The 19,041-nt window shown below is 45.3% G+C and carries 18 protein-coding genes; 11 read left to right on the top strand and 7 right to left on the bottom strand.

All coding sequences use genetic code 11. From position 1 onward, the window contains the following. Positions 1–7: 7 nt before the first annotated feature. Together DPF91_RS02350 and DPF91_RS02345 are read left to right on the top strand one after the other, a co-directional pair. Positions 8–1,552, top strand: coding sequence for a cryptochrome/photolyase family protein (locus tag DPF91_RS02350; protein WP_117232821.1), 1,545 nt, complete (start codon positions 8–10; stop codon positions 1,550–1,552). Continuing rightward, positions 1,552–2,256 carry an SDR family oxidoreductase gene (locus tag DPF91_RS02345; protein ID WP_117232820.1) on the top strand — a complete coding sequence of 235 codons (705 nt, stop codon included), beginning with the start codon at positions 1,552–1,554 and terminating at the stop codon, positions 2,254–2,256. The genes DPF91_RS02350 and DPF91_RS02345 overlap by 1 nt, the downstream gene beginning before the upstream one ends. 3 nt (positions 2,257–2,259) lie before the next feature. Here the strand turns inward: DPF91_RS02345 and DPF91_RS02340 are convergent, their stop codons facing one another. The 3 genes from DPF91_RS02340 to ptsP form a co-directional block, all read right to left on the bottom strand. Further along, positions 2,260–2,736 (bottom strand): heme-degrading domain-containing protein, encoded by a 477-nt coding sequence (locus DPF91_RS02340; RefSeq protein ID WP_117232819.1) that lies wholly within the window; start codon positions 2,734–2,736, stop codon positions 2,260–2,262. 2 nt (positions 2,737–2,738) lie between these two features. Beyond that, the gene (locus DPF91_RS02335; protein WP_117232818.1) at positions 2,739–3,779 is read right to left on the bottom strand and encodes an oxidoreductase; all 1,041 of its coding nucleotides are present in this window, start codon (positions 3,777–3,779) and stop codon (positions 2,739–2,741) included. Positions 3,780–3,895: 116 nt separating this feature from the next. Further along, positions 3,896–6,406 carry a phosphoenolpyruvate--protein phosphotransferase gene (gene ptsP, locus DPF91_RS02330; RefSeq protein ID WP_117232817.1) on the bottom strand — a complete coding sequence of 837 codons (2,511 nt, stop codon included), beginning with the start codon at positions 6,404–6,406 and terminating at the stop codon, positions 3,896–3,898. Between the two features lie 463 nt (positions 6,407–6,869). Here ptsP and DPF91_RS02325 point away from each other — a divergent pair, with 463 nt between their 5' ends. The 7 genes from DPF91_RS02325 (at position 6,870) to DPF91_RS02295 (ending at position 13,784) form a co-directional block, all read left to right on the top strand. After that, positions 6,870–7,943 (top strand): PTS fructose transporter subunit EIIC, encoded by a 1,074-nt coding sequence (locus tag DPF91_RS02325; protein WP_117232816.1) that lies wholly within the window; start codon positions 6,870–6,872, stop codon positions 7,941–7,943. Positions 7,944–8,078: 135 nt separating this feature from the next. Beyond that, on the top strand, positions 8,079–8,402 hold the full coding sequence (locus tag DPF91_RS02320) for a PTS fructose-like transporter subunit IIB (RefSeq protein ID WP_117232815.1): 324 nt from the start codon (positions 8,079–8,081) through the stop codon (positions 8,400–8,402). A gap of 162 nt (positions 8,403–8,564) precedes the next feature. After that, positions 8,565–10,865 (top strand): formate C-acetyltransferase, encoded by a 2,301-nt coding sequence (locus DPF91_RS02315; protein ID WP_117232814.1) that lies wholly within the window; start codon positions 8,565–8,567, stop codon positions 10,863–10,865. Then, positions 10,831–11,715: a [formate-C-acetyltransferase]-activating enzyme gene (locus DPF91_RS02310; protein ID WP_117232813.1), complete on the top strand. Its 885-nt coding sequence runs from the start codon at positions 10,831–10,833 to the stop codon at positions 11,713–11,715. Before DPF91_RS02315 ends, DPF91_RS02310 begins: the two co-directional genes overlap by 35 nt. A 5-nt stretch (positions 11,716–11,720) precedes the next feature. Beyond that, a complete protein-coding gene (locus tag DPF91_RS02305) occupies positions 11,721–12,578 on the top strand; it encodes an SDR family oxidoreductase (protein ID WP_117232812.1) in 858 nt (285 codons plus the stop codon). A gap of 56 nt (positions 12,579–12,634) precedes the next feature. After that, the gene (locus DPF91_RS02300) at positions 12,635–13,312 is read left to right on the top strand and encodes a transaldolase family protein (protein ID WP_117232811.1); all 678 of its coding nucleotides are present in this window, start codon (positions 12,635–12,637) and stop codon (positions 13,310–13,312) included. A gap of 136 nt (positions 13,313–13,448) precedes the next feature. Continuing rightward, positions 13,449–13,784, top strand: coding sequence for a PTS fructose transporter subunit IIB (locus DPF91_RS02295; protein ID WP_117232810.1), 336 nt, complete (start codon positions 13,449–13,451; stop codon positions 13,782–13,784). Positions 13,785–13,824: 40 nt separating this feature from the next. Here the strand turns inward: DPF91_RS02295 and DPF91_RS02290 are convergent, their stop codons facing one another. After that, positions 13,825–14,691 (bottom strand): AraC family transcriptional regulator, encoded by an 867-nt coding sequence (locus DPF91_RS02290; RefSeq protein WP_117232809.1) that lies wholly within the window; start codon positions 14,689–14,691, stop codon positions 13,825–13,827. A gap of 295 nt (positions 14,692–14,986) precedes the next feature. Here DPF91_RS02290 and DPF91_RS02285 point away from each other — a divergent pair, with 295 nt between their 5' ends. Continuing rightward, positions 14,987–15,649 carry an HAD-IA family hydrolase gene (locus DPF91_RS02285; RefSeq protein WP_206355531.1) on the top strand — a complete coding sequence of 221 codons (663 nt, stop codon included), beginning with the start codon at positions 14,987–14,989 and terminating at the stop codon, positions 15,647–15,649. Between the two features lie 330 nt (positions 15,650–15,979). Further along, positions 15,980–16,744, top strand: a complete 765-nt coding sequence (locus DPF91_RS02280; RefSeq protein ID WP_117232808.1) for a phytanoyl-CoA dioxygenase family protein — start codon at positions 15,980–15,982, stop codon at positions 16,742–16,744. Positions 16,745–16,859: 115 nt separating this feature from the next. Here DPF91_RS02280 and DPF91_RS02275 read toward each other — a convergent pair whose 3' ends face one another. Genes DPF91_RS02275 through DPF91_RS02265 form a run of 3 tightly spaced genes read right to left on the bottom strand, consistent with a single transcriptional unit; the run spans position 16,860 to position 18,840 of the window. After that, complete coding sequence (locus tag DPF91_RS02275; protein ID WP_164683997.1) at positions 16,860–17,306, bottom strand: PTS sugar transporter subunit IIA; 447 nt, start codon at positions 17,304–17,306, stop codon at positions 16,860–16,862. Further along, a complete protein-coding gene (locus DPF91_RS02270; RefSeq protein WP_117232806.1) occupies positions 17,303–18,559 on the bottom strand; it encodes a PTS ascorbate transporter subunit IIC in 1,257 nt (418 codons plus the stop codon). The genes DPF91_RS02275 and DPF91_RS02270 overlap by 4 nt, the downstream gene beginning before the upstream one ends. An 11-nt stretch (positions 18,560–18,570) precedes the next feature. Then, positions 18,571–18,840: a PTS sugar transporter subunit IIB gene (locus tag DPF91_RS02265; protein ID WP_117232805.1), complete on the bottom strand. Its 270-nt coding sequence runs from the start codon at positions 18,838–18,840 to the stop codon at positions 18,571–18,573. Between the last annotated feature and the right edge of the window lie 201 nt (positions 18,841–19,041).

The following is a 19,041-nucleotide window of genomic DNA, read 5'->3' as shown; positions in this document are numbered from 1 at the left end:
AAGATAAATGAAATTTGACACTCTTCGTTTGATCCTTGGAGATCAGCTCAATGCCCAACATTCTTGGTTTAATGAGTGTGATGAAAGCGTGTTGTACCTTATTGCCGAGATGAAGCAAGAGAGTGAGTATGTCCAACATCATGTGCAAAAGGTCTGTGCTTTCTTTTCGGCCATGGAGCAGTTTGCCTACGAGCTACAAGCTGAGGGGCATCAGGTTGTTCACCTAAGTTTGGACGACACAGCTGCCTTCGAAGATCTGCACCAACTTCTTAAGCACTATATTCAAGAGGTAGGTGCCAGTAAGCTCGAGTTTCAGCGACCTGATGAGTACCGATTACTGACCCAACTTAACCAATTTCAACTCCCTAATGTTGTGAACAACATCGTCGACACAGAGCATTTTCTACTGCCGTTCGAAGAAATTGTTGAGCAATTTCCACAGGGCAAGCACGTCATGATGGAGCACTTCTATCGAAGAATGCGTAAGCGATTTAACATCTTGATGGAAGACGGCAAACCTGCTGGTGGGAAGTGGAACTATGACGCCAACAACCGTAATAAACTCAAAGCTGCAGATATTGAACAACTTCCTCAACCTTTGTTATTTAGCACTCCCACGGCAGATATTCTCGAGCGATTAACTCGGCACAACATAAAGACAATAGGGCGAGTAGAGTCTGAACTCATTTGGCCAGTAAATCGGTCGCAAAGCCTCTCACTGTTAGCGCATTTCTGCCAAGTGTGTCTTCCTTTATTTGGGCGATTTCAGGATGCGATGACCGAAAAGCATCAAGCACAATGGAGCCTTTACCACAGTCGAATATCTTTCTCTCTCAATGCCAAGTTGTTGAACCCAATTGAGGTTATCCATACTGCCCTAACTTGCTATCAATCCAATAACGAAATAGACATCTCTCAAGTAGAAGGCTTTGTTCGCCAGATACTGGGTTGGCGAGAATACATTCGCGGCGTTTACTGGGCGAATATGCCGGCTTACGCAACCAAAAACGAGCTGCGTGCAGTCAATAAACTTCCTGACTTTTTCTGGAATGGTGAAACCAAGATGTCTTGCATCAAGCATGCAATCGACCAATCTTTGGATTATGCCTACGCCCACCACATTCAGCGATTAATGGTCACCGGTAATTTCTGCTTATTGACAGAAATAGAGCCTGCACAAATAGATAGCTGGTATTTGGGCATCTATGTCGATGCCATTGAGTGGGTAGAAATGCCAAATACCCGAGGTATGGCGTTGTTTGCTGATGGGGGAATTGTAGGCACCAAACCGTATGCGGCAAGTGGTGCTTACATTAATAAGATGAGCGATTATTGCAAAGGGTGCCATTACGATCAAAAGTCCAAAATAGGTGAAGGCTCTTGTCCGTTAAACAGCCTTTATTGGCGCTTTATGGATAAGCATCAAGGGCGGCTTACTCGCAACCCTAGAATCGGAATGATTTATCGTTCTTGGGACAATATGGCAGACGAACAGAGACAAGAGATTCTCGATACCGCTGAGCACTACATGGCTAACTTGGAGAACTTGTAATGAATATCCTGATATTAGGTGGCAATGGTGGTATTGGTCGGGCCATCGTAGACGAATGCCTGAACAGATATCCCGAGGCAACCATTCATGCCACCTTTCGACTCGCTCAACCTGAGGAGGTGCATAATGTAGTCTGGTATCAAGTCGATGTGACTCAAGAGTTAGAAATGGAGGCTTTATCTCAACGGATACCCAAGGTTGATTGGATTGTTAATTGTATTGGTTTGCTCCACAACGAACAGCATGGCCCCGAGAAAAATGTCAGTGCGATATCCAGTGATTTCTTTCAACAAAATATCATGACCAACACGCTGCCCACCTTGCTACTTGCAAAGCATTTCACGCCGAAGCTAAAACTCAGTGCATCCCCTAAGCTCGCGACTATCTCCGCTAAAGTAGGGAGTATTTCAGATAACCGGTTGGGAGGTTGGTATAGCTATCGGGCCTCGAAAGCCGCGCTTAATATGGCGCTTAAGACCTTATCCATTGAGTGGCAGAGAAGCGTAAAAAATGGAGTGGTGCTGGCGCTTCACCCAGGCACCACCGATACCCATTTATCAAAACCTTTCCAAGCAAGGGTTCCAGAAGGCAAATTGTTCACCTCTCAAAGAGTTGCCAATGACTTATTGGATATCATCGAGAACTCCTCACCAGAAAATAGCGGAAAGTTTTTCGCTTACAACGGTGAGGAGTTGAGTTGGTGATAATTAGTGCCTCTCGTTGATAGCTAACAACATCGCCTGAATACTCTCCACCACCAATACGTGGTCTTCATACTGTGGTAGGCCTGAAACAGAGATAGTGCCAACGACGCCAACGCTTTTTATGATCAGCGGAAAGCTGCCACCAAAGGGGGCATATTGCTTAGGGTCGACAAAGGAAGCTTGTTCGATGGTTTTGCCTTTCGCCTTGAAGTATTGCCCCATATACCAAGAGCTATGTTGATATCGGGTGACGACATTACGCTTTCTAGCAATCCATTCTTGGTTATCGACCGTGGTATTCGCCATTGCGTAACTAAATAAGCAATGGCCATTGAGGGTGATGTCGATAGCAACCTCTGCCCCTTTGGCTTCGGCTTTTTGCTTGATGATGCAACCCAGTTGCCAAGCAATGTCAGTACTGAATTGTTCAAACTGCAACTCATGCTCTTGTGCGAGTAGTTCATTCAGGTCGGTAATCATGTCTAGGCTCCTTGTAGATCGATAGTGCGTTGTTGTTTAGAGCTCTCATAAGAGGCTTCTATCACTCGAATCACATCAAGAGCTTGCTCGGCAGTCACTGGTACTTCCTTGTCTTTTCTGATTGCATTGGCAACTTGCTGATAGAAGGCCTCATAACCTCCTTTCTCAGTTTCTATGATCGACTCTTCGCCTTGATGGTCGGTGAATACCGCGTAGTTCTCTGGCTTGTCTTCTCCCCAATTAGGAGTTTTAGGACCCTGTTTTTCACGTAGGAAGTCTTCTTGCGTATCCATACCATATTTGATGAAGGCGGCGTTGTGAGTGAATATCTGGAACCTTGGACCTTCCGTGACACTTAAACAGTTACTGTGCAAGATCGCATCGCAGTTCGGGTAGTGGAGCACAATGTGAAAGTGGTCGATGGCTTCAGCGCCAGGGCGCTGAGCCTTGAGTTGAGCAGTGACTCTTTCGGGCAAGCCAAACAAACACAGAGCTTGATCAATGAGGTGCGCACCTAAGTCATAAACGATGCCAGACCCAGGAACATCTTGTTCACGCCAGCGAACCTTTACCTCGGGTTTGTAGCGGTTATAGGTTGAGTAAAAGGTGTGAATGTTGATTAGCTCGTCTTCATTGATGAGCTTGGTAATGGTTTTGAAGTCACCATCGAAGCGGCGGCTTTGATAGACCGACAGCTTTTTGCCAACCTGTTTTGCCACTTCAATCAGCGCTTCGCCTTCTTTTACATCAATAGAGAAGGGCTTTTCGATAACTACATGCTTATCAGCAAGCAGTGCTAGCTTTGCCTGTGGAACGTGTAGATCGTTGGGGGTTGCGATGATGATGAGTTCAATGCTTGGGTTTTCCAGCATGTTCTCGATAGTGGGGTAGACCTCAACGCTAGGCAGTTGAGCGTGGACTTTTTCAGCATTGCTAGAGACAACGGCGCAAAGGTCGATCTCTTGGCAATCCTCAAGAATAGGGGCTTGGAAGCACTGGCCAGAAATACCAAACCCAACAATAGCAGTTTTTATCGGTTGCATAATATACCTTTAAAAAAAGGCAGCATTGCCGGAGAGGTCAATACTGCCAAAAACGTGGGAGTTGATACCAGCCGCACCAATCATCTGTACATTTGAATGGTACGGCGGTCATAGATTTAATTTAGTTCTAATTCCTGCTTAAGAAGCGCCTCAACTTGGCATGCGTCTTTGGAGCTCATCAGTTGCTCTCGGAAGTCAGCATGCATGATCTTGCGAGCCAGTTTCGAGAAGATCTTCATGTGTTGATCACCCGCTGCATGTTTGTTCAGTGTGAGCATGATGATGAACTGTGCTTCCTCATCGCCCCATTGAATTGGCTTCGCAAGTCGACAAACACTGATTGCAGATTGTTCAATGTGTTCACTCTTGGTGTGAGGAATGGCAAACCCAAACCCTAGACCAGTTGAGAACACGTCCTCACGAGCCCAAAGGTCATCAGCGAGTTTGTTCGGGTATCGACAGCGACCGGTTAGGTATAAGTTGTCAGCCAGTGTCTTGATTACTTCTTCTTTACTGCGTAGGTTGCGGTCAAGGCTAATGCAATCCTCTGCCACCATAGGTGCTTCGGTTTGAGTCATGCGGAACTGCGCGAGTACATGCTCAACTTCTTGAATAGTGCGGCACTGCATCGCTTTGTTCAGTAGCTGGCGGCATTCACGACTATCGAGTTTCGCAATGCGCTCTTTGGTTGCTGCGATACTTGGTGAGCTCATGCTGATTTCATCTAAACCAAGACCAACCAGTAGTGGAAGAACAGAGCCTTTCGCACCAAGTTCACCACACAAGCCAATCCACTTACCGTGACGGTGCACTTCACGCACCACGTGGTCGAGTGTACGCAGGAAGGCTGGGTTTAAGCTGTTGTAGCTGGATGCGACTTTCGCGTTGTCGCGGTCAACCGCCATCAGATACTGAGTCAGGTCGTTTGAACCGATAGAGAAGAAGTCAATCTCTTCACAGCATTGGTCAATGATGAACGCAACCGATGGTACCTCTAGCATGATGCCTAGTGGCACTTTCTCAGCAAACGGTAGGCCATCTTTGCGCAGTTCTTGGCGGACCTCTGCTAGCACGTCTTTCACCCAAAGGATCTCTTCTAGTGATGAAATCATTGGGATCATGATCTTCAGGTTGCCGTGTGCAGATGCACGTAGGATGGCACGCAGCTGAGTTTTAAACATCTCGATAAACTCAGGGTAGATACGAACTGCTCGGTAACCAAGGAATGGGTTGTTTTCAGCAGGAATATTGAGGTAATCCACTGGCTTGTCACCACCGATGTCGATAGTGCGAACGATGATGGATTTACCGTTTGCCGCTTCGCATGCCTGACAGAAAATATTGTACAGCTCGTCTTCGTCTGGTGCTGATGTGCGATCCATGTAGAGCATCTCAGTGCGGAATAGGCCCACCGCTTCTGCGCCATTAGCAAATGCTTGTTTGGCTTCCACCGAATGAGCAATGTTGGCTGCTACTTCCAATACTTTGCCATCCTCGGTTTGCGCAGCCACATCTCGGAATTGGGCTTGGCGCTCCGCTACGATTTGCTTCACTTTGCTTTCTTGTGCGTAGTAGCGTTCTACTGGCTCAGTGATCTCTGTGATCACAGCGCCTAACGCTCCATCAACCACCACTTGTTTTTCTAGATGTTCACTGAGCTTAGAGCCTTCCACACCCACAATCGTTGGGATCGCGAAAGAGCGAGCTAGGATAACCGTATGCGATGTGCTGCCACCGTGAGAAAGAATCAAACCTTTCAGAAGTGCCTTATCTAGCTCTAGGAATTGGCTTGGTGTCAGGTCATCTGCAAGACAAACCGTTGGTTCAGTCAAAGAGTTTTGGCTACCAAAGCGCTCGTTGCCATAAATGCTTTGTAGAAGCTGGTAGCACACATCACGGATGTCCAGCTCACGCTCACGCATGTAGGCACTTGATGAGTTCTTCATTAGCTCACCAAAATGTTTCGCCGTTGCAATGATGGCATCTGCACTACTGCGACCCTCTACAAGATTTGCATCCAGAGTTTGTTGAAACTCGTTATCGCGAGCGATAGAAAGGTGTGCTTTAATCACTTCGCCTTCAGTATGTTCTGCGGTAGCTAAATTAATGTTAAGCAGCTTTTTAACCGCTTCAATGCCTTCAGCTAACTGCTTTTGTTCTTCAGCCAGTGCTTTTGCTGTTGGTAAGTCGCCTAGTGAGTCAAAGTTAACGGCCCCCATCGCCATTAGTGTGCCTTGACCGAAACCATCACTTACGCTGCGGCCACGGATATGTGCCACATTGAGGTTAGAGAAGTTACGAGGAAGGGGAGCCAGGCTTTGATCTTCCTCTTCTTGCGCTGTCGCTAGTGGTTCATCACAGTGTGGAAACTCATTGCTAATAAACTGTTTTAGCTGCTCTAGCGCAGTTTCTTCATCGACACCTTCAATTGAAACTAGGCACTCATCGCCAAGTAATGTATCTGTGCCGATAAGGGATAGAACGCTTTTGGCGTTACCACTCATGCCTGTTCTTTGGTTCTGCCAGGTAATGTCTGAATCAAATTTATTACATACTGCTTCAACATGACTCGCTGGGCGAGCGTGAACACCATTTGGCAGTTCACAAGAGAAAGAGAAAGATTTCATTTCACGCGTTCCTTATTCATATGAGCACTACGTTTTTGAATACGATACCAGTAGTGCCTCTCGTTATGTATTCACAATAACAAATCCCAAACCGCTAACCATTGGACAAAACTTCGAAATACTGGATTTTTGTTAGATTTAAACTTTTGTGTGATGACGGTCAAAATTGAAGCTTACTTTGTGATTTCGCTCAATAACTCATATGGATTATTAAAATGTTATTGTGCTTATGTTTTTGATTTATAATGTTTTAATTCTATTTTGTTGAACTTTGATACTTTTCGAGAGTTAGATCAAGTTTTGCTTTTAACCTAACAAATATCCAGTAAAAAGAACTTTTGTCCTCTAACTGAATAGTACTTTAACTCACTATAGTAGTTACCAAAGCACAGCTGGCTTCGATTTTTATCTCTTACGTGAAACAGTATTAATAATTACAACCTACATATCCAAGGAGAGGTCTATGAAAGACTTAATCTCAATCTTAAAGGACACGCGTCAGCACCTCATGACAGGTGTATCGCATATGATTCCGTTTGTTGTTGCTGGTGGTATCTTACTTGCCATGTCGGTCATGCTATACGGTGAAGGTGCTGTGCCTGAAGAAGGTACGTGGCTACACGACCTATTCTTCATCGGTGTAGCTGGCTTCCAATTGATGGTCCCAATTCTAGCAGCATACATTGGTTACTCTATCGCTGATCGTTCAGCGCTTGCTCCTTCAGCAATTGCAGCGTTTATCGGCGCAAACATGTACAACACAGGCTTCTTTGGAGCAATCTTTGCCGGTCTTCTTGGCGGTATTGTGGTGTTCTATCTTAAGAAAATTAAGGTGCCATCATTTGCTCGCTCAGTAATGCCAATCTTTGTTATCCCAATTATCGGTACCTTTATTACCGCAGGTGCAATTGTTTGGGGTATTGGTGAGCCAATCGGTGCGGCTACTGCTGGTCTAACTGAATTCCTAAAAGGCATGCAAAACGAGAGTATTGTATTGCTGGCTGTCATCATGGGTATGATGATCGCATTCGACATGGGTGGCCCTGTTAACAAGGTAGCTTATGCATTCGTAATTCTTTGTGTGGGTGAAGGCATCTACAACGTTGCGGGTATCTCTTCTGTTGCGGTAGCCGTTCCGTCAATCGGTATGGGTCTAGCGACATTCATCAACAAAAAACTCTACGACAACAGCGAACAAGAGGCTGGTCGTGCATCAATTCTAATGGGCACCATGGGTATCACTGAGGGCGCGATTCCTTTCGCAGCGGCAGACCCATTACGTGTTATTCCATCAATCATGATTGGTACAGCGGCAGGTTCAGTAACAGCGGCAGTACTTGGTGTACAAAGCTACGCAGCGTGGGGTGGTCTAATCGTACTACCTGTGGTTGAAGGTCGCTTTGGCTTCATCATCGCACTGCTTGTAGGCTCTCTAGTGACGGCATTCTTAGTCAATTTCCTAAAGGCTCGTCGCCCAGTTATCGAAGATAAGAAAGAAGAATCTGACGATTTAGATCTAGACATTGAGATCGGCTAATTTCACTTTTGTGAAATGAATGAAAGACGAAAAATACAAGAATACAAAAAGACAAAAGAGCTGGGTGAGTACAGCACTCACCCCTCAAATCAAAACAATAAATTCAAACAATTATCCAAATTGAGGAAACAAATTATGACTTCTATCGTAGCAGTAACAGCATGTCCATCTGGCGTAGCACACACATACATGGCAGCAGAAGCAATCGAATCAGCAGCAAAAGCGAAAGGTTGGGAATGTACTGTGGAAACGCAAGGTTCAATCGGTATCGAGAACGAACTAAGCGCAGCGGCTATCGCAGCAGCAGACATCGTAATCCTGACTAAAGATATCGACATCAAAAACTCTGAGCGCTTTGAAGGCAAAACTATTGTGCGCATTGGTGTGAGTGACGCAGTAAAACGTGCAGCAGCCGTGATGGACAAAATTGAGAAACACCTAGAGACAGTGGCGGCATAATCACTTTCTCTTAACCAGTAGCGAGGGAGGTCCCATTCCCTCGTTCCCCTTCCTTAAATTATATAGCTAAGACTCTCTCTGATTTCCTGAAGCATCGGGCGGCTTAGCTATATAACTTAAACAATGAAATGCTCAACCATCGGTATTCTCAGGAGTTAATACATGAGTACCCCACGAATAGAAAGATTAAAATCCGCCTTGTTTGCTGCACAACGTGAAATCTCACTTGAACGTGCTTTGCTCTACACAGAAAGCCACAAGCAAACCGAAGGTGAACACACCCTCATTCGTCGTGCTAAGGCAACGGCTCATGTTATGGATAACGTTGCAATCTCAATTCGTGAAGACGAACTGATTGCGGGTAACCGAACCATTACACCTCGTGCAGGAATCGCCTCTCCAGAGATGGATCCATACTGGATTGAGAAAGAGCTGGATATCTTCGAATCGCGTCCGCAAGACAAGTTCTTTATCTCAGAAGAAGACAAAGCAGTTTATCGCGATCAGCTATTGTCATACTGGTCTGAGCGCTCGATGAAAGACTTCATCAACGCGCAGATTCCTGCCGAAGTAAAAGATGCCGTTGGTCAGAAGATCTTCAGCGTTAACCAAACCGACAAAGGTCAAGGCCACATCATTATCGACTTCGATCGCCTATTGCATAAAGGCTTAGGCGCTCTGGTTGATGAGTTGCAAGGTCTGAGCCTAAGCAAGCCAGACAACGAGTTTTTCGCTTCTGTAGTGATCTTGCTTGAAGCGTCTATTCGTCACATCCATCGCTATGCAGATTTAGCCGAGAAAATGGCACTGGAAGCGACAGATCCTCAGCGCAAGCAAGAACTAGAAACCATTGCGACAATCTCAAGAAAAGTGGCGACCGAGAAACCAAACGGCTTCTACGAGGCGTGTCAGCTGTTCTGGTACATGAACATCATTCTCCAATATGAGTCGAATGCGAGCTCTCTATCTTTAGGTCGTTTCGATAAGTACATGCTGCCTTTCTATGAGCAGTCGATTGCTCAAGGTGAATCTCCAGCCTTCCTTCGTGAGCTGCTAGAAAGCCTATGGATCAAGACCAATGACATCGTGCTACTGCGTTCATCAAGCAGTGCCAAGTTCTTTGCGGGTTTCCCAACGGGCTACACCATCTTACTGGGCGGCTTAGATGAAGTAGGTCGCAGCTCAGTAAACACGCTGTCGACACTATGCTTGGACGCTTATCAGAGTGTTCAGCTTCCACAGCCAAACCTTGGTGTGCGTGTGAATGAATTTATGGACCGTGGCTTCTTGATGAAGACCGCCGAAACCATTCGCCTCGGCACGGGTATTCCGCAGATCTTTAACGATGAAGTGGTAGTGCCAGCCTTCTTGAACCGTGGGGTGTCACTTGAAGATGCACGCGACTACTCAGTGGTAGGCTGTGTCGAGCTCTCTATCCCTGGCAAAACCTATGGCCTACACGACATTGCCATGTTCAACCTGCTCAAGGTGATGGAACTGGCGATGCAGCGCAACGCCGACAATCCAGATGTGAACTTTGAAGGCCTAGTATCTGAGATCCGTGAAGACATTAAGCATTACGTGAAGTTGATGGTTGAAGGCTCAAATATCTGCGATGTTGGCCACCGTGATTGGGCACCGGTGCCGCTACTGTCTTCATTCATTAGTGACTGTATCGACAATGGCAAAGACATTACCTACGGTGGTGGTCGTTACAATTTCTCTGGCGTGCAAGGTATTGGTATCGCCAACCTGTCTGATTCACTTCATGCGCTAAAACGCTACGTGTTTGAAGAAAAACGCTGCACGTTCAATGAATTTATCGCAACGCTAGATAATAACTTCGATGTGCCAAACGGTGAGAAGATCCGTGCTCGTCTGATGAACAAGTACGAGAAATACGGTAATGATATCGATGAAGTTGATGCATTGGGCTCTGAATTACTGCGCTTGTTCTGTAAAGAAGTCGAGCAATACGATAACCCTCGTGGTGGGCAGTTTACGCCAGGTTCTTACACGGTATCTGCGCACGTTCCATTGGGTGCGGTGGTAGGTGCAACGGCGGATGGTCGTTTGTCTGGCGAACAGCTTGCTGACGGTGGTTTATCGCCAATGCTTGGCAAAGACCAACTCGGTCCAACGGCAGTACTTAAATCGGTGAGCAAGCTGGATAATTACTTACTGTCTAACGGTAGCCTGCTTAACGTGAAGTTCACGCCAGCAACGCTGGAAGGACAGCAAGGCTTGAGTAAGTTGTCTGACTTCATTCGCGCATTCATGAAGCTGAAGTTACAACACATTCAGTTCAATGTGTTGAACGCTGAAACCCTTAAAAAGGCACAAGAGAAGCCAGAAGACTACTCAGGGCTGGTGGTTCGAGTGGCGGGGTACAGCGCCTTCTTCGTTGAATTATCGAAAGAAATTCAAGATGACATCATTCGAAGAACTGCCCATGAGCTGTGAGCCAATGGTCGAGCCTGTGGAGAATGTGAGTAGCGCAAGAATATTCAATATTCAGCGTTACTCGCTGCACGATGGCTCAGGGATTCGTACGGTGGTGTTTTTCAAGGGCTGCCCATTGAGTTGCCCTTGGTGTGCCAATCCTGAATCTCGCTCTCATAAAACCACTTTCATGCGCAGAAGCTCGCTTTGCTTAGAGTGCGAAGAGTGTGAAATGGATGTCGATGAATGCCCAAGTGGGGCGTGGGAGCAAATCGGTCAGGATATGACGATGGACGAGGTGCTCGCGCAAATCGCCAAAGATGATGTGTTCTTTGATACCTCAAACGGTGGCATCACCTTGTCTGGTGGCGAGGTTCTAAGCCAACCAAGGTTTGCTATTGAGCTTCTAAGCCGATTGAAAGCGCTGGGCTATCGCACGGCCATTGAGACCTCTGGTCATGGCAGTACTACCCAGTTAATGAAAATAGGCGCGCTGTGCGATGAGGTCCTGTTTGATTTCAAAATGATGGACCCAATTAAAGCCAAGCAAGTCATTGGATTAAAACTAGAAAAGGTCTTACAGAACTTCAAAGGATTGGTAGAGCAGGGTACGCATGTGATCCCTCGTTTGCCACTGATCCCAGGTTTTACGCTCGACCTTATCAATATCGACAGGGTGCTCAATTTCTTGCGTCCGTTTGACATTAAAGAGATTCACCTGCTGCCATTTCATCAATATGGCGCAAATAAATACCAAACATTGGGTATGGAATATCTGCTGAAAGATGTTGCCGTACCCACTAAATCAGAAGTAGAGGCCATCCGCAGTCACGTTGCGGCTCATGGCTACCAAGTGGCCATTGGAGGCTAATCACCATGAAAAAGAAAATATTGATCACCGGCGCAAAAGGCTTCTTCGGTACACGCTTTATCAATCGTTACCAAAATGAGTTCGAGATTGCAGGTTTGGATGTTCAGCAGCTGGATATCACCGACAAATCCGCTGTGGATACAACTTTTGCCGAGTTCAAGCCAGACTATGTAATTCATGCGGCAGCGATTGCGGTAACGGATTTCTGTAACAAGCACCCAGATGTTGCGCACAAAGTGAATGTGCAAGGTGCGATCAACGTGGCGAATGCGTGTAAGGCGAATGGCTCTAAGCTGGTATTTATCTCTACCGAGCAAGTGTTTAATGGCAACGAAGAGGCGGGTCCTTACTCAGAACTCGATACGCCTGTGCCCGATACGGTTTATGGCCAGAACAAGCTTGAAGCAGAGAGAGAGCTTAAGTCGATTCTCGATGAAATGTGGATCTTGCGCTTCACTTGGTTATTTGGCTTACCGGAGCGTTATACCACCATTAATCCAAACGTGGTTTGGAATACGCTGCAGGCATTAACCAACGGTGAAGTGATGCAAGAACGTCGCAATGAATTCCGTGGTCTGACTTATGTGCATGAGTTGATCGAGCAGTTCCCTAAGATCTTCACTATCCCATATGGCACATACCACACTGGCGCGCACAACCCTGCGAGTCGCTACGACATTGCTGAACACATCCTTTCTGAGCTAGGCCAAAAAGAGCGTCTACCTGAACTGCTAAATGCAAATGACGCACCTAAGACTCGCGATGTACGTCTTGATACCAGTAAGCTAGCTGACCAAGGTGTGGTGTTTACTGAAAGTAAAGATGCCATCACTAAGTGCCTGAAAGAATTTCACTTTGTTTAATGAATTATCAAGGTTGGGGCTTGGCTTCAACCTAATGCCCAAATTAGGAGTAAACCATGATTTTAATGCTAGATACTGCCAACATTGCTGCAATCCAAAAAGCAGTCGACCTCTACCCATTAGAAGGGGTAACAACTAACCCATCAATCATTGCGAAAGAAAACCGCCCGATGAAGGAAATCCTTTTGGACATTCGTGAAGTGATTGGTACAGATCGAATGCTGCACGCGCAAGTAATGGGTAAAGATGCTGAGACCATGCTCAAAGAAGCTCAAGCGCTGCGTGCGATTGACCCTGAAATCATCATTAAGGTGCCCGTCACGCCGCAGGGTATTAAGGCAATGAAGCTGATTCACGCTGAAGGTATTCGTATTACCGCTACTGCTATCCTCACGCCACAGCAGGCGTTAATGGCAGCAATGGCTGGCGCTGAGTTCCTTGCACCTTACGTGAATCGCCTAGACAACATTTGTGGTGATGGTGTGGCGGTTGCGGCTGAAATGGCACAGATTATTGAGAACTACAACCTAAACGCTAAGGTGTTGGGCGCATCGTTCAAGAATGTACAACAAGTGCATCAATTAGCGCTTGCGGGTATTCAATCAGTAACGATTGCACCAGATGTGTTTGATTTGCTGCTTGTTCATCCGTTAACAGATTCAGGTGTAGCTGGCTTTGTCTCTGATTGGGAGGGTGTTTACGGTGAAGGAACCAATGTTTTAGACGTGTTGTAAAATGCTCTATTTGGAATAAGTAAGGTTCCAATAAAGTGCAGGTGATTATATAAAACCTGATTGATCTTAAATTATGACTGACTTTAATGAGGTATATTAGCTTATTAAAGTTAGTCATTTAGCATTATAGAGACATATGGAAATTGTTGGAGTGACCGCTTGTATCAGCGGCGTAGCGCATACTTACATGGCTGCGGAAGCACTTGAAAAGTTGGGCAAGAAATCGGGGCACAAGGTCACCGTGGAAACCCAAGGCGCTCTCGGCAGTGAGAATCAGCTGAGCGAAGAGCAAATTGCAGCGGCAGATGTCGCGGTTATCATTTCAGATATTAACATTGAAGCGGCAGAGCGCTTCGATAATACAAGAGTGGTGCGCTGTACTATCTCTCACTTTTTACGTCACTCTCAAGAGGTGATGACAGTGATCGACAAGATCCGCAAAGCACCTCGCGGTTCAGAAATTATCCTTTAGTATTTTACAGTTAGTTTTCTGCAACTTGAGCTTTCTACTGTTAGCTTTCTACAATTTGCATACTCAGATATTGCGCTCGATACTCAGATGGTGAGCGCTCTGTTTGAGCTCTAAATACTCGACAAAAGTAGTTGCTGTCTTTAAAGCCACAGCGGTGAGCCACCTCTTTTACCTTCATATCGTATTCAATCAATAAGAACTTAGCGCGCTCTAGTCGAATATGGTTGAGGTACTCATTGAATTTAATCTGTCCCTCTTTTTGGAATAACTGCGATAGATAGTTGGGCGAAACATAAAAGTGTGCCGCAACGGACTCTCGCGTCAGAGGCTCTTGATAATGTTGTTCCAAGTAATCTCGTACCGATTCAAACAGAGCATGACTTTTGGAAGGGGTTTCTAAAGGCTGTTCTATGAGATCAATGATGTGGCTAAACAGCGAGCTGATCAGAAGTTTAGTCGTTGATTGAGATTCAATTTGTTTGGTGAGTTCTTCTAGCGCATTGAGGATATGAGTCCCAACACGTGGACCTCGTCGCAGTACCGTCTCTTTGATCGCTGAGTCATAACATTTACCGTCCCAGCTCAATAGACTTAAACCAAAGCTCTGTTTACCGGCCATCACGGTCATGGTGACAACAGGCTTTTCCCACGTTGGTTGGTTCCAACTCTCAGCGGGTAAATAAATAATGTCACCCTGTTTAAATACACGCTTTTGCTCATTGCCAGTTTGGCTGCCGAGCTCCATTTCTATCTCCCCAACGAGCACCATTTCGATACGAGGGAAGTGCACTTGGTAAGCGAGCTCTGGCGGTTTGGGTAGCATGCCAGCGTAATACACATTACCGAGTAAGGTGGATTCATCTTTGTAGTAATTAAGTGCTTCAAGAAGGTAAGTTTTATCTAACATTTGTTTAGCTTACTCGGTGTCGGTGTTGTCACTATTCTAGTAACCGAAACCGGTGATTACGAAACATACCTGACTTCTATGGGCATTTTTGTGGAGTAAGTTATATATCTAGATTTCTTTAACTTTTTGGTAATAGATGGGATGTAAATTATCAGGGGTAATGAGGCTGTTTTTGGTTAGTGATCACATCTAAAAGCAAAGTGTGGGATTCTCTAGTTTTCTAACATTTATCCTGTAGTTGATCCTGTATATTGTTGGTATTTTTTGAAATTATTAGCTTTTAAGGAATACACAGATGTCATCGATACCATTTAAAGGGTTGTTGTTCGATTTAGACGGTACCTTGGTCGATTCTATCCCTGCCGTTACTAGGGCTTGGTCTAAATGGGCAATTGAAAAGGGTTTAGAGCCGGAATATGTTCTATCAAGAATTCATGGTCGACCAGCGGTAGACTCAATTACGGAGCTACTCGGCAATGCAAGCGCAGGGCAGATTGAAAAAGAGTTTAAGTGGTTGGAAGACTTTGAAGCCACAGATACAGAAGGCACGGTTGCTTTGAATGGTGCGGTGAACTTACTGCAGAGCTTGAATGAGCTTGATGTGCCTTGGGCAATCGTGACATCAGGAACTCTGCCAGTCGCAACAGCAAGAATAAAAGCAGCGGGATTGCCTTTCCCTAAAGTGTTGATCACACCAGAAAAGCTGCAAAACGGTAAGCCACATCCAGAACCATTTTTAACTGGTGCAAGTGAACTTGGTTTAGATGCTGCGGATTGTGTTTGTTTTGAAGATGCAAAAGCTGGGGTGATATCTGCTAAGCAAGCGAACTCAACGGTTGTGGCTGTGTTGAGTCATGCCACCAAAGAAGAGCTTCCTGAGGCGGATTATTATGTTTCATCACCAGCCGATGTGATTGTCGCTTCTGAGCCTGAACTAGGCTTCTCTCTGAATGTGTAAATAACTTAGAGTGGTGGAGCTATTAGCTCCATCTGCTCTAGTTTTTCTTTTATTTATCCTTACCGCTCAAGCTACCCTAAATACAAATAGCTTGATGTAATTGGATTAAGGCATTGATTTATCGCTGATAAATCCTATTTTAACTCGTTGGTCATGTTTTATGCGAATGATCACAGTTTGATATTTAGTCAACAAATATCCAGTTAATCTAACATTTTCCCTGCTCAAAGCTCCCACCTCTTCGCGTAGATTTAATGATGAAATAGGTCGTCAGAACCTAAACCTCAATCAACATAAAAATCATAAAGTCGCTGAAAAAAGGATACGAGAATGGACACGATCGAAGAACGCCATTTAGATGCACTGGGTGCAAACCTTCCTCTCACTCCACAAATGATCGACGAGCTAGAAACTCACGGTTTTACCATCATTCACAACGTCGTCGATCAAGATTGGTTGGCAGAAATGCGTCGCACTGTGGATATGCTGGTGGAGCGCGAAGGCGATCAGCTCGCCATTGAGCATCATCAAGAAGAGACGGTGACTCGCGTGGCCAACTTAATCAATAAAGGCACAGTTTGGGAAAAGGTGTGGGCGCACCCAACGGTTTTAGCTGCATGCAAACATATCTTTGGTGGAGCGTTTAAGATCTCTAGCTTAAATGCCCGAGAAGCGCATCCTGGCGGTGGCCATCAACCTTTGCATGCGGACTGGAAGAAGCCGCGTCCAGATTATCCGAAAGTGCATTTAGTCAATACCATTTGGGCTATCGATGATCTGTGCAAAGAAAATGGTGCACCAAGGATTATACCTGGTACGCACCTGCGTCCTGAACTGCCTGAAGATGTCCTAGATGACCCTGAAGCAACGCACCCAAATGAAGTGTATTTAGAATGCCCTGCAGGGAGCGTGATGATATTCAATGCGCACACCTGGCACGGCGGAATGATTAATCATCTAGGTACGAGAAGACGCGTACTTCACGGCTTGTACATTGACCGCGCTGATGACGCACAGCAAGATCAGAAGAAATGGCTAACCCAAGAAACCTCGAGTCGTCTAACCCCTGCGCAAAAGTGGTTGTTGGAGGTCTAGCGTCTAATAAAGTGCAAACTTGCTTTGCCGAGCAAGCTCCAAAATTGAACTGTTTTAATAGAAAATGCCACTGCGATTGCAGTGGCATTAGATGGGGGAGGAGCTTCAAACGAACTTAATATTTACTCAGAATCTCAGAAATCGCTTCATTTGATTCGGCAGCGATAATTGCTTCAATATCTTCATCGTTTTGGAACAGTTCAGATAGCGCCATAATGGTTTGAATGTGGCTGTCTGAATCCATCGCTGCGAGCGTTACCGAGAAGTAAACATCGCCGTTGTCTTCTGATTCCAAATCTACGCCATTTTTGAACACCGTGATTTGCAGACAAGCTTCGTTTACACCGTCTTCAGGGCGAGCATGTGGCATTGCAATCTTTGGGGCTAATACATAGTAAGCGCCGATCTCTTGATGCTTTTGCTTAATTGCCTCTAGGTAACTGCTTTCAACTTTACCTGCTTCGATTAGCTTAGAACATGTGATGTCTAGTGCTTCGTTTACCGTTAGGTTTTCCGCGTTAGAGATAACAATGTTATCGCCAATTAGATTCAAAATACTCATGACACAATCCAACCAAGAATTAGACCAACAACACCGAAGTCAAAGTCAGCAAATGTTGTTGCTTCTAGACCTAAGCCACCAAGAACTGGAAGTAGTAGCATCGGTAGGAACGAGATACATAAGCCTTGAGTGAAAGAACCCAATACAGCACCACGCAAACCACCAGTCGCATTACCATATACGCCTGCTGCTCCACCTACGAAGAAGTGAGGAACAACGCCCGCTACAATGATTGTCCAGTCAAACATACCTTGGATACCCATCGCCACAAGACCTGCTGCGAATGATGATAGGAAACCGATAAGAACTGCGTTTGGTGCTACTGGGAATACCATTGGACAGTCGAGTGCTGGTTTCGCACCTGGTACCAGTTTGTCAGAGATCCCTTTAAATGCTGGAACGATTTCAGCGATAAGCATCTTCACACCTTGCAGTACGATGTAAACACCACCTGCGAAAGTTAGAGACTGCATAAAGGTAAACACAACCCAGTTTTGACCACCTGATACGGTTTCTACAAACTCGCCACCCGCAAAGATAGAAGCGAACATGAAGAAGATAGCCATTGTAGTGGCAACAGCCACTGGGGTATCACGAAGGAACATCAGGCTCTTAGGTACATTGATGTCTTCAGTTGTTTTTGATGTGTCACCAAACTTGCTACCGATATAACCAGATACTAGGTATGAGAAGGTTGAGAAGTGACCCATAGCAAGTTGGTCGGTGCCCATAACTTTCTCGGTGTATTTTTGAGCAAGGGCTGGCATAATCACCATTAGAGAACCAACGATCACCGAGCCCATAGCCACTAACACATAGCCTTTGATACCCGCTGTAGACAGAATTACAGCAACAAGCATCGACATGAACATGGTGTGGTGACCAGTAAGGAAAATATATTTTAGCGGTGTAAAGCGAGCTAATAAAATATTCACTACGAATGCAAAGAACATAATTAGTGCCATTTCATAACCGAATGCTTCTTGTGCGAGAGCAACAATTGCTTCGTTATTTGGAATAACACCACTTACACCAAACGCTTCTGTAAATACGGTTGAAAAGTGATTTAAAGCACCAACCAATGCACCAGCACCAAAACCTAAAATTAGGAAACCCATTACGGTTTTAATTGTGCCCTTAAGAATGGTTGAAATATCTGCTTTTTGTGCGATTAGACCAATGAATGCTATTAGTCCGACCATGATTGCTGGCTCTTTTAATAAGCCAAGCATGAACTCAAAGAAATTAGCCATGACTCACTTCCTTACATGAAGTTTTTTAATTGTTCTTCGATAGAAGCTTTGTCAAAAATATTAGCCAGGCTAACAATGTTTTCTTTGCCTGCGTCTGCAAGTTGGTTTGCAACGTCTGTCGCCGCTACCCAGATATCAGCTGTGCTTGATGTTGCTGATGAAAGATCTTCGTGATCAACCTCTGCATCTAGACCAATTTTGTTTGCAACTTCTTTAACAGCCATCTCCATCATTAGTGAAGTACCAAGGCCATTACCACATACAACCATAATCTTTTTCATAATATATATCTCAGTAGGGTTTTATCTTTGAAACTGTTTCGTTTCTGCTTATTTGTTAATGAGGATATTATCTAAATCCACACTGAATGGAATGGATCTGAGTCACAAAACCAAAATGACCTTGTGACCTAGATCTCGTTATGGGTCGAGTTTAAATAGTAATTATCATTTTTAACCCTTATGGGTTAAGGATAAAGAATG

Origin of the sequence: Vibrio maerlii (assembly GCF_003415655.1) — a bacterium.
In the GTDB taxonomy this organism is placed as follows: Bacteria; Pseudomonadota; Gammaproteobacteria; order Enterobacterales; family Vibrionaceae; genus Vibrio; species Vibrio maerlii.
This window is presented reverse-complemented; position numbering and strand designations above follow the sequence as displayed.

Bases quoted from the DNA above. Each gene is read 5' to 3' on its own strand.
- DPF91_RS02325 (WP_117232816.1), top strand. From the start codon at position 6,870: ATGAAAGACTTAATCTCAATCTTAAAGGACACGCGTCAGCACCTCATG.
- DPF91_RS02265 (WP_117232805.1), bottom strand. From the start codon at position 18,840: ATGAAAAAGATTATGGTTGTATGTGGTAATGGCCTTGGTACTTCACTA.
- DPF91_RS02290 (WP_117232809.1), bottom strand. From the start codon at position 14,691: ATGTTAGATAAAACTTACCTTCTTGAAGCACTTAATTACTACAAAGAT.
- DPF91_RS02305 (WP_117232812.1), top strand. From the start codon at position 11,721: ATGAAAAAGAAAATATTGATCACCGGCGCAAAAGGCTTCTTCGGTACA.
- DPF91_RS02270 (WP_117232806.1), bottom strand. From the start codon at position 18,559: ATGGCTAATTTCTTTGAGTTCATGCTTGGCTTATTAAAAGAGCCAGCA.
- DPF91_RS02315 (WP_117232814.1), top strand. From the start codon at position 8,565: ATGAGTACCCCACGAATAGAAAGATTAAAATCCGCCTTGTTTGCTGCA.
- DPF91_RS02295 (WP_117232810.1), top strand. From the start codon at position 13,449: ATGGAAATTGTTGGAGTGACCGCTTGTATCAGCGGCGTAGCGCATACT.
- DPF91_RS02345 (WP_117232820.1), top strand. From the start codon at position 1,552: ATGAATATCCTGATATTAGGTGGCAATGGTGGTATTGGTCGGGCCATC.
- DPF91_RS02310 (WP_117232813.1), top strand. From the start codon at position 10,831: ATGACATCATTCGAAGAACTGCCCATGAGCTGTGAGCCAATGGTCGAG.
- DPF91_RS02340 (WP_117232819.1), bottom strand. From the start codon at position 2,736: ATGATTACCGACCTGAATGAACTACTCGCACAAGAGCATGAGTTGCAG.
- DPF91_RS02285 (WP_206355531.1), top strand. From the start codon at position 14,987: ATGTCATCGATACCATTTAAAGGGTTGTTGTTCGATTTAGACGGTACC.
- DPF91_RS02320 (WP_117232815.1), top strand. From the start codon at position 8,079: ATGACTTCTATCGTAGCAGTAACAGCATGTCCATCTGGCGTAGCACAC.
- DPF91_RS02300 (WP_117232811.1), top strand. From the start codon at position 12,635: ATGATTTTAATGCTAGATACTGCCAACATTGCTGCAATCCAAAAAGCA.
- DPF91_RS02275 (WP_164683997.1), bottom strand. From the start codon at position 17,306: ATGAGTATTTTGAATCTAATTGGCGATAACATTGTTATCTCTAACGCG.
- ptsP (WP_117232817.1), bottom strand. From the start codon at position 6,406: ATGAAATCTTTCTCTTTCTCTTGTGAACTGCCAAATGGTGTTCACGCT.
- DPF91_RS02335 (WP_117232818.1), bottom strand. From the start codon at position 3,779: ATGCAACCGATAAAAACTGCTATTGTTGGGTTTGGTATTTCTGGCCAG.
- DPF91_RS02280 (WP_117232808.1), top strand. From the start codon at position 15,980: ATGGACACGATCGAAGAACGCCATTTAGATGCACTGGGTGCAAACCTT.
- DPF91_RS02350 (WP_117232821.1), top strand. From the start codon at position 8: ATGAAATTTGACACTCTTCGTTTGATCCTTGGAGATCAGCTCAATGCC.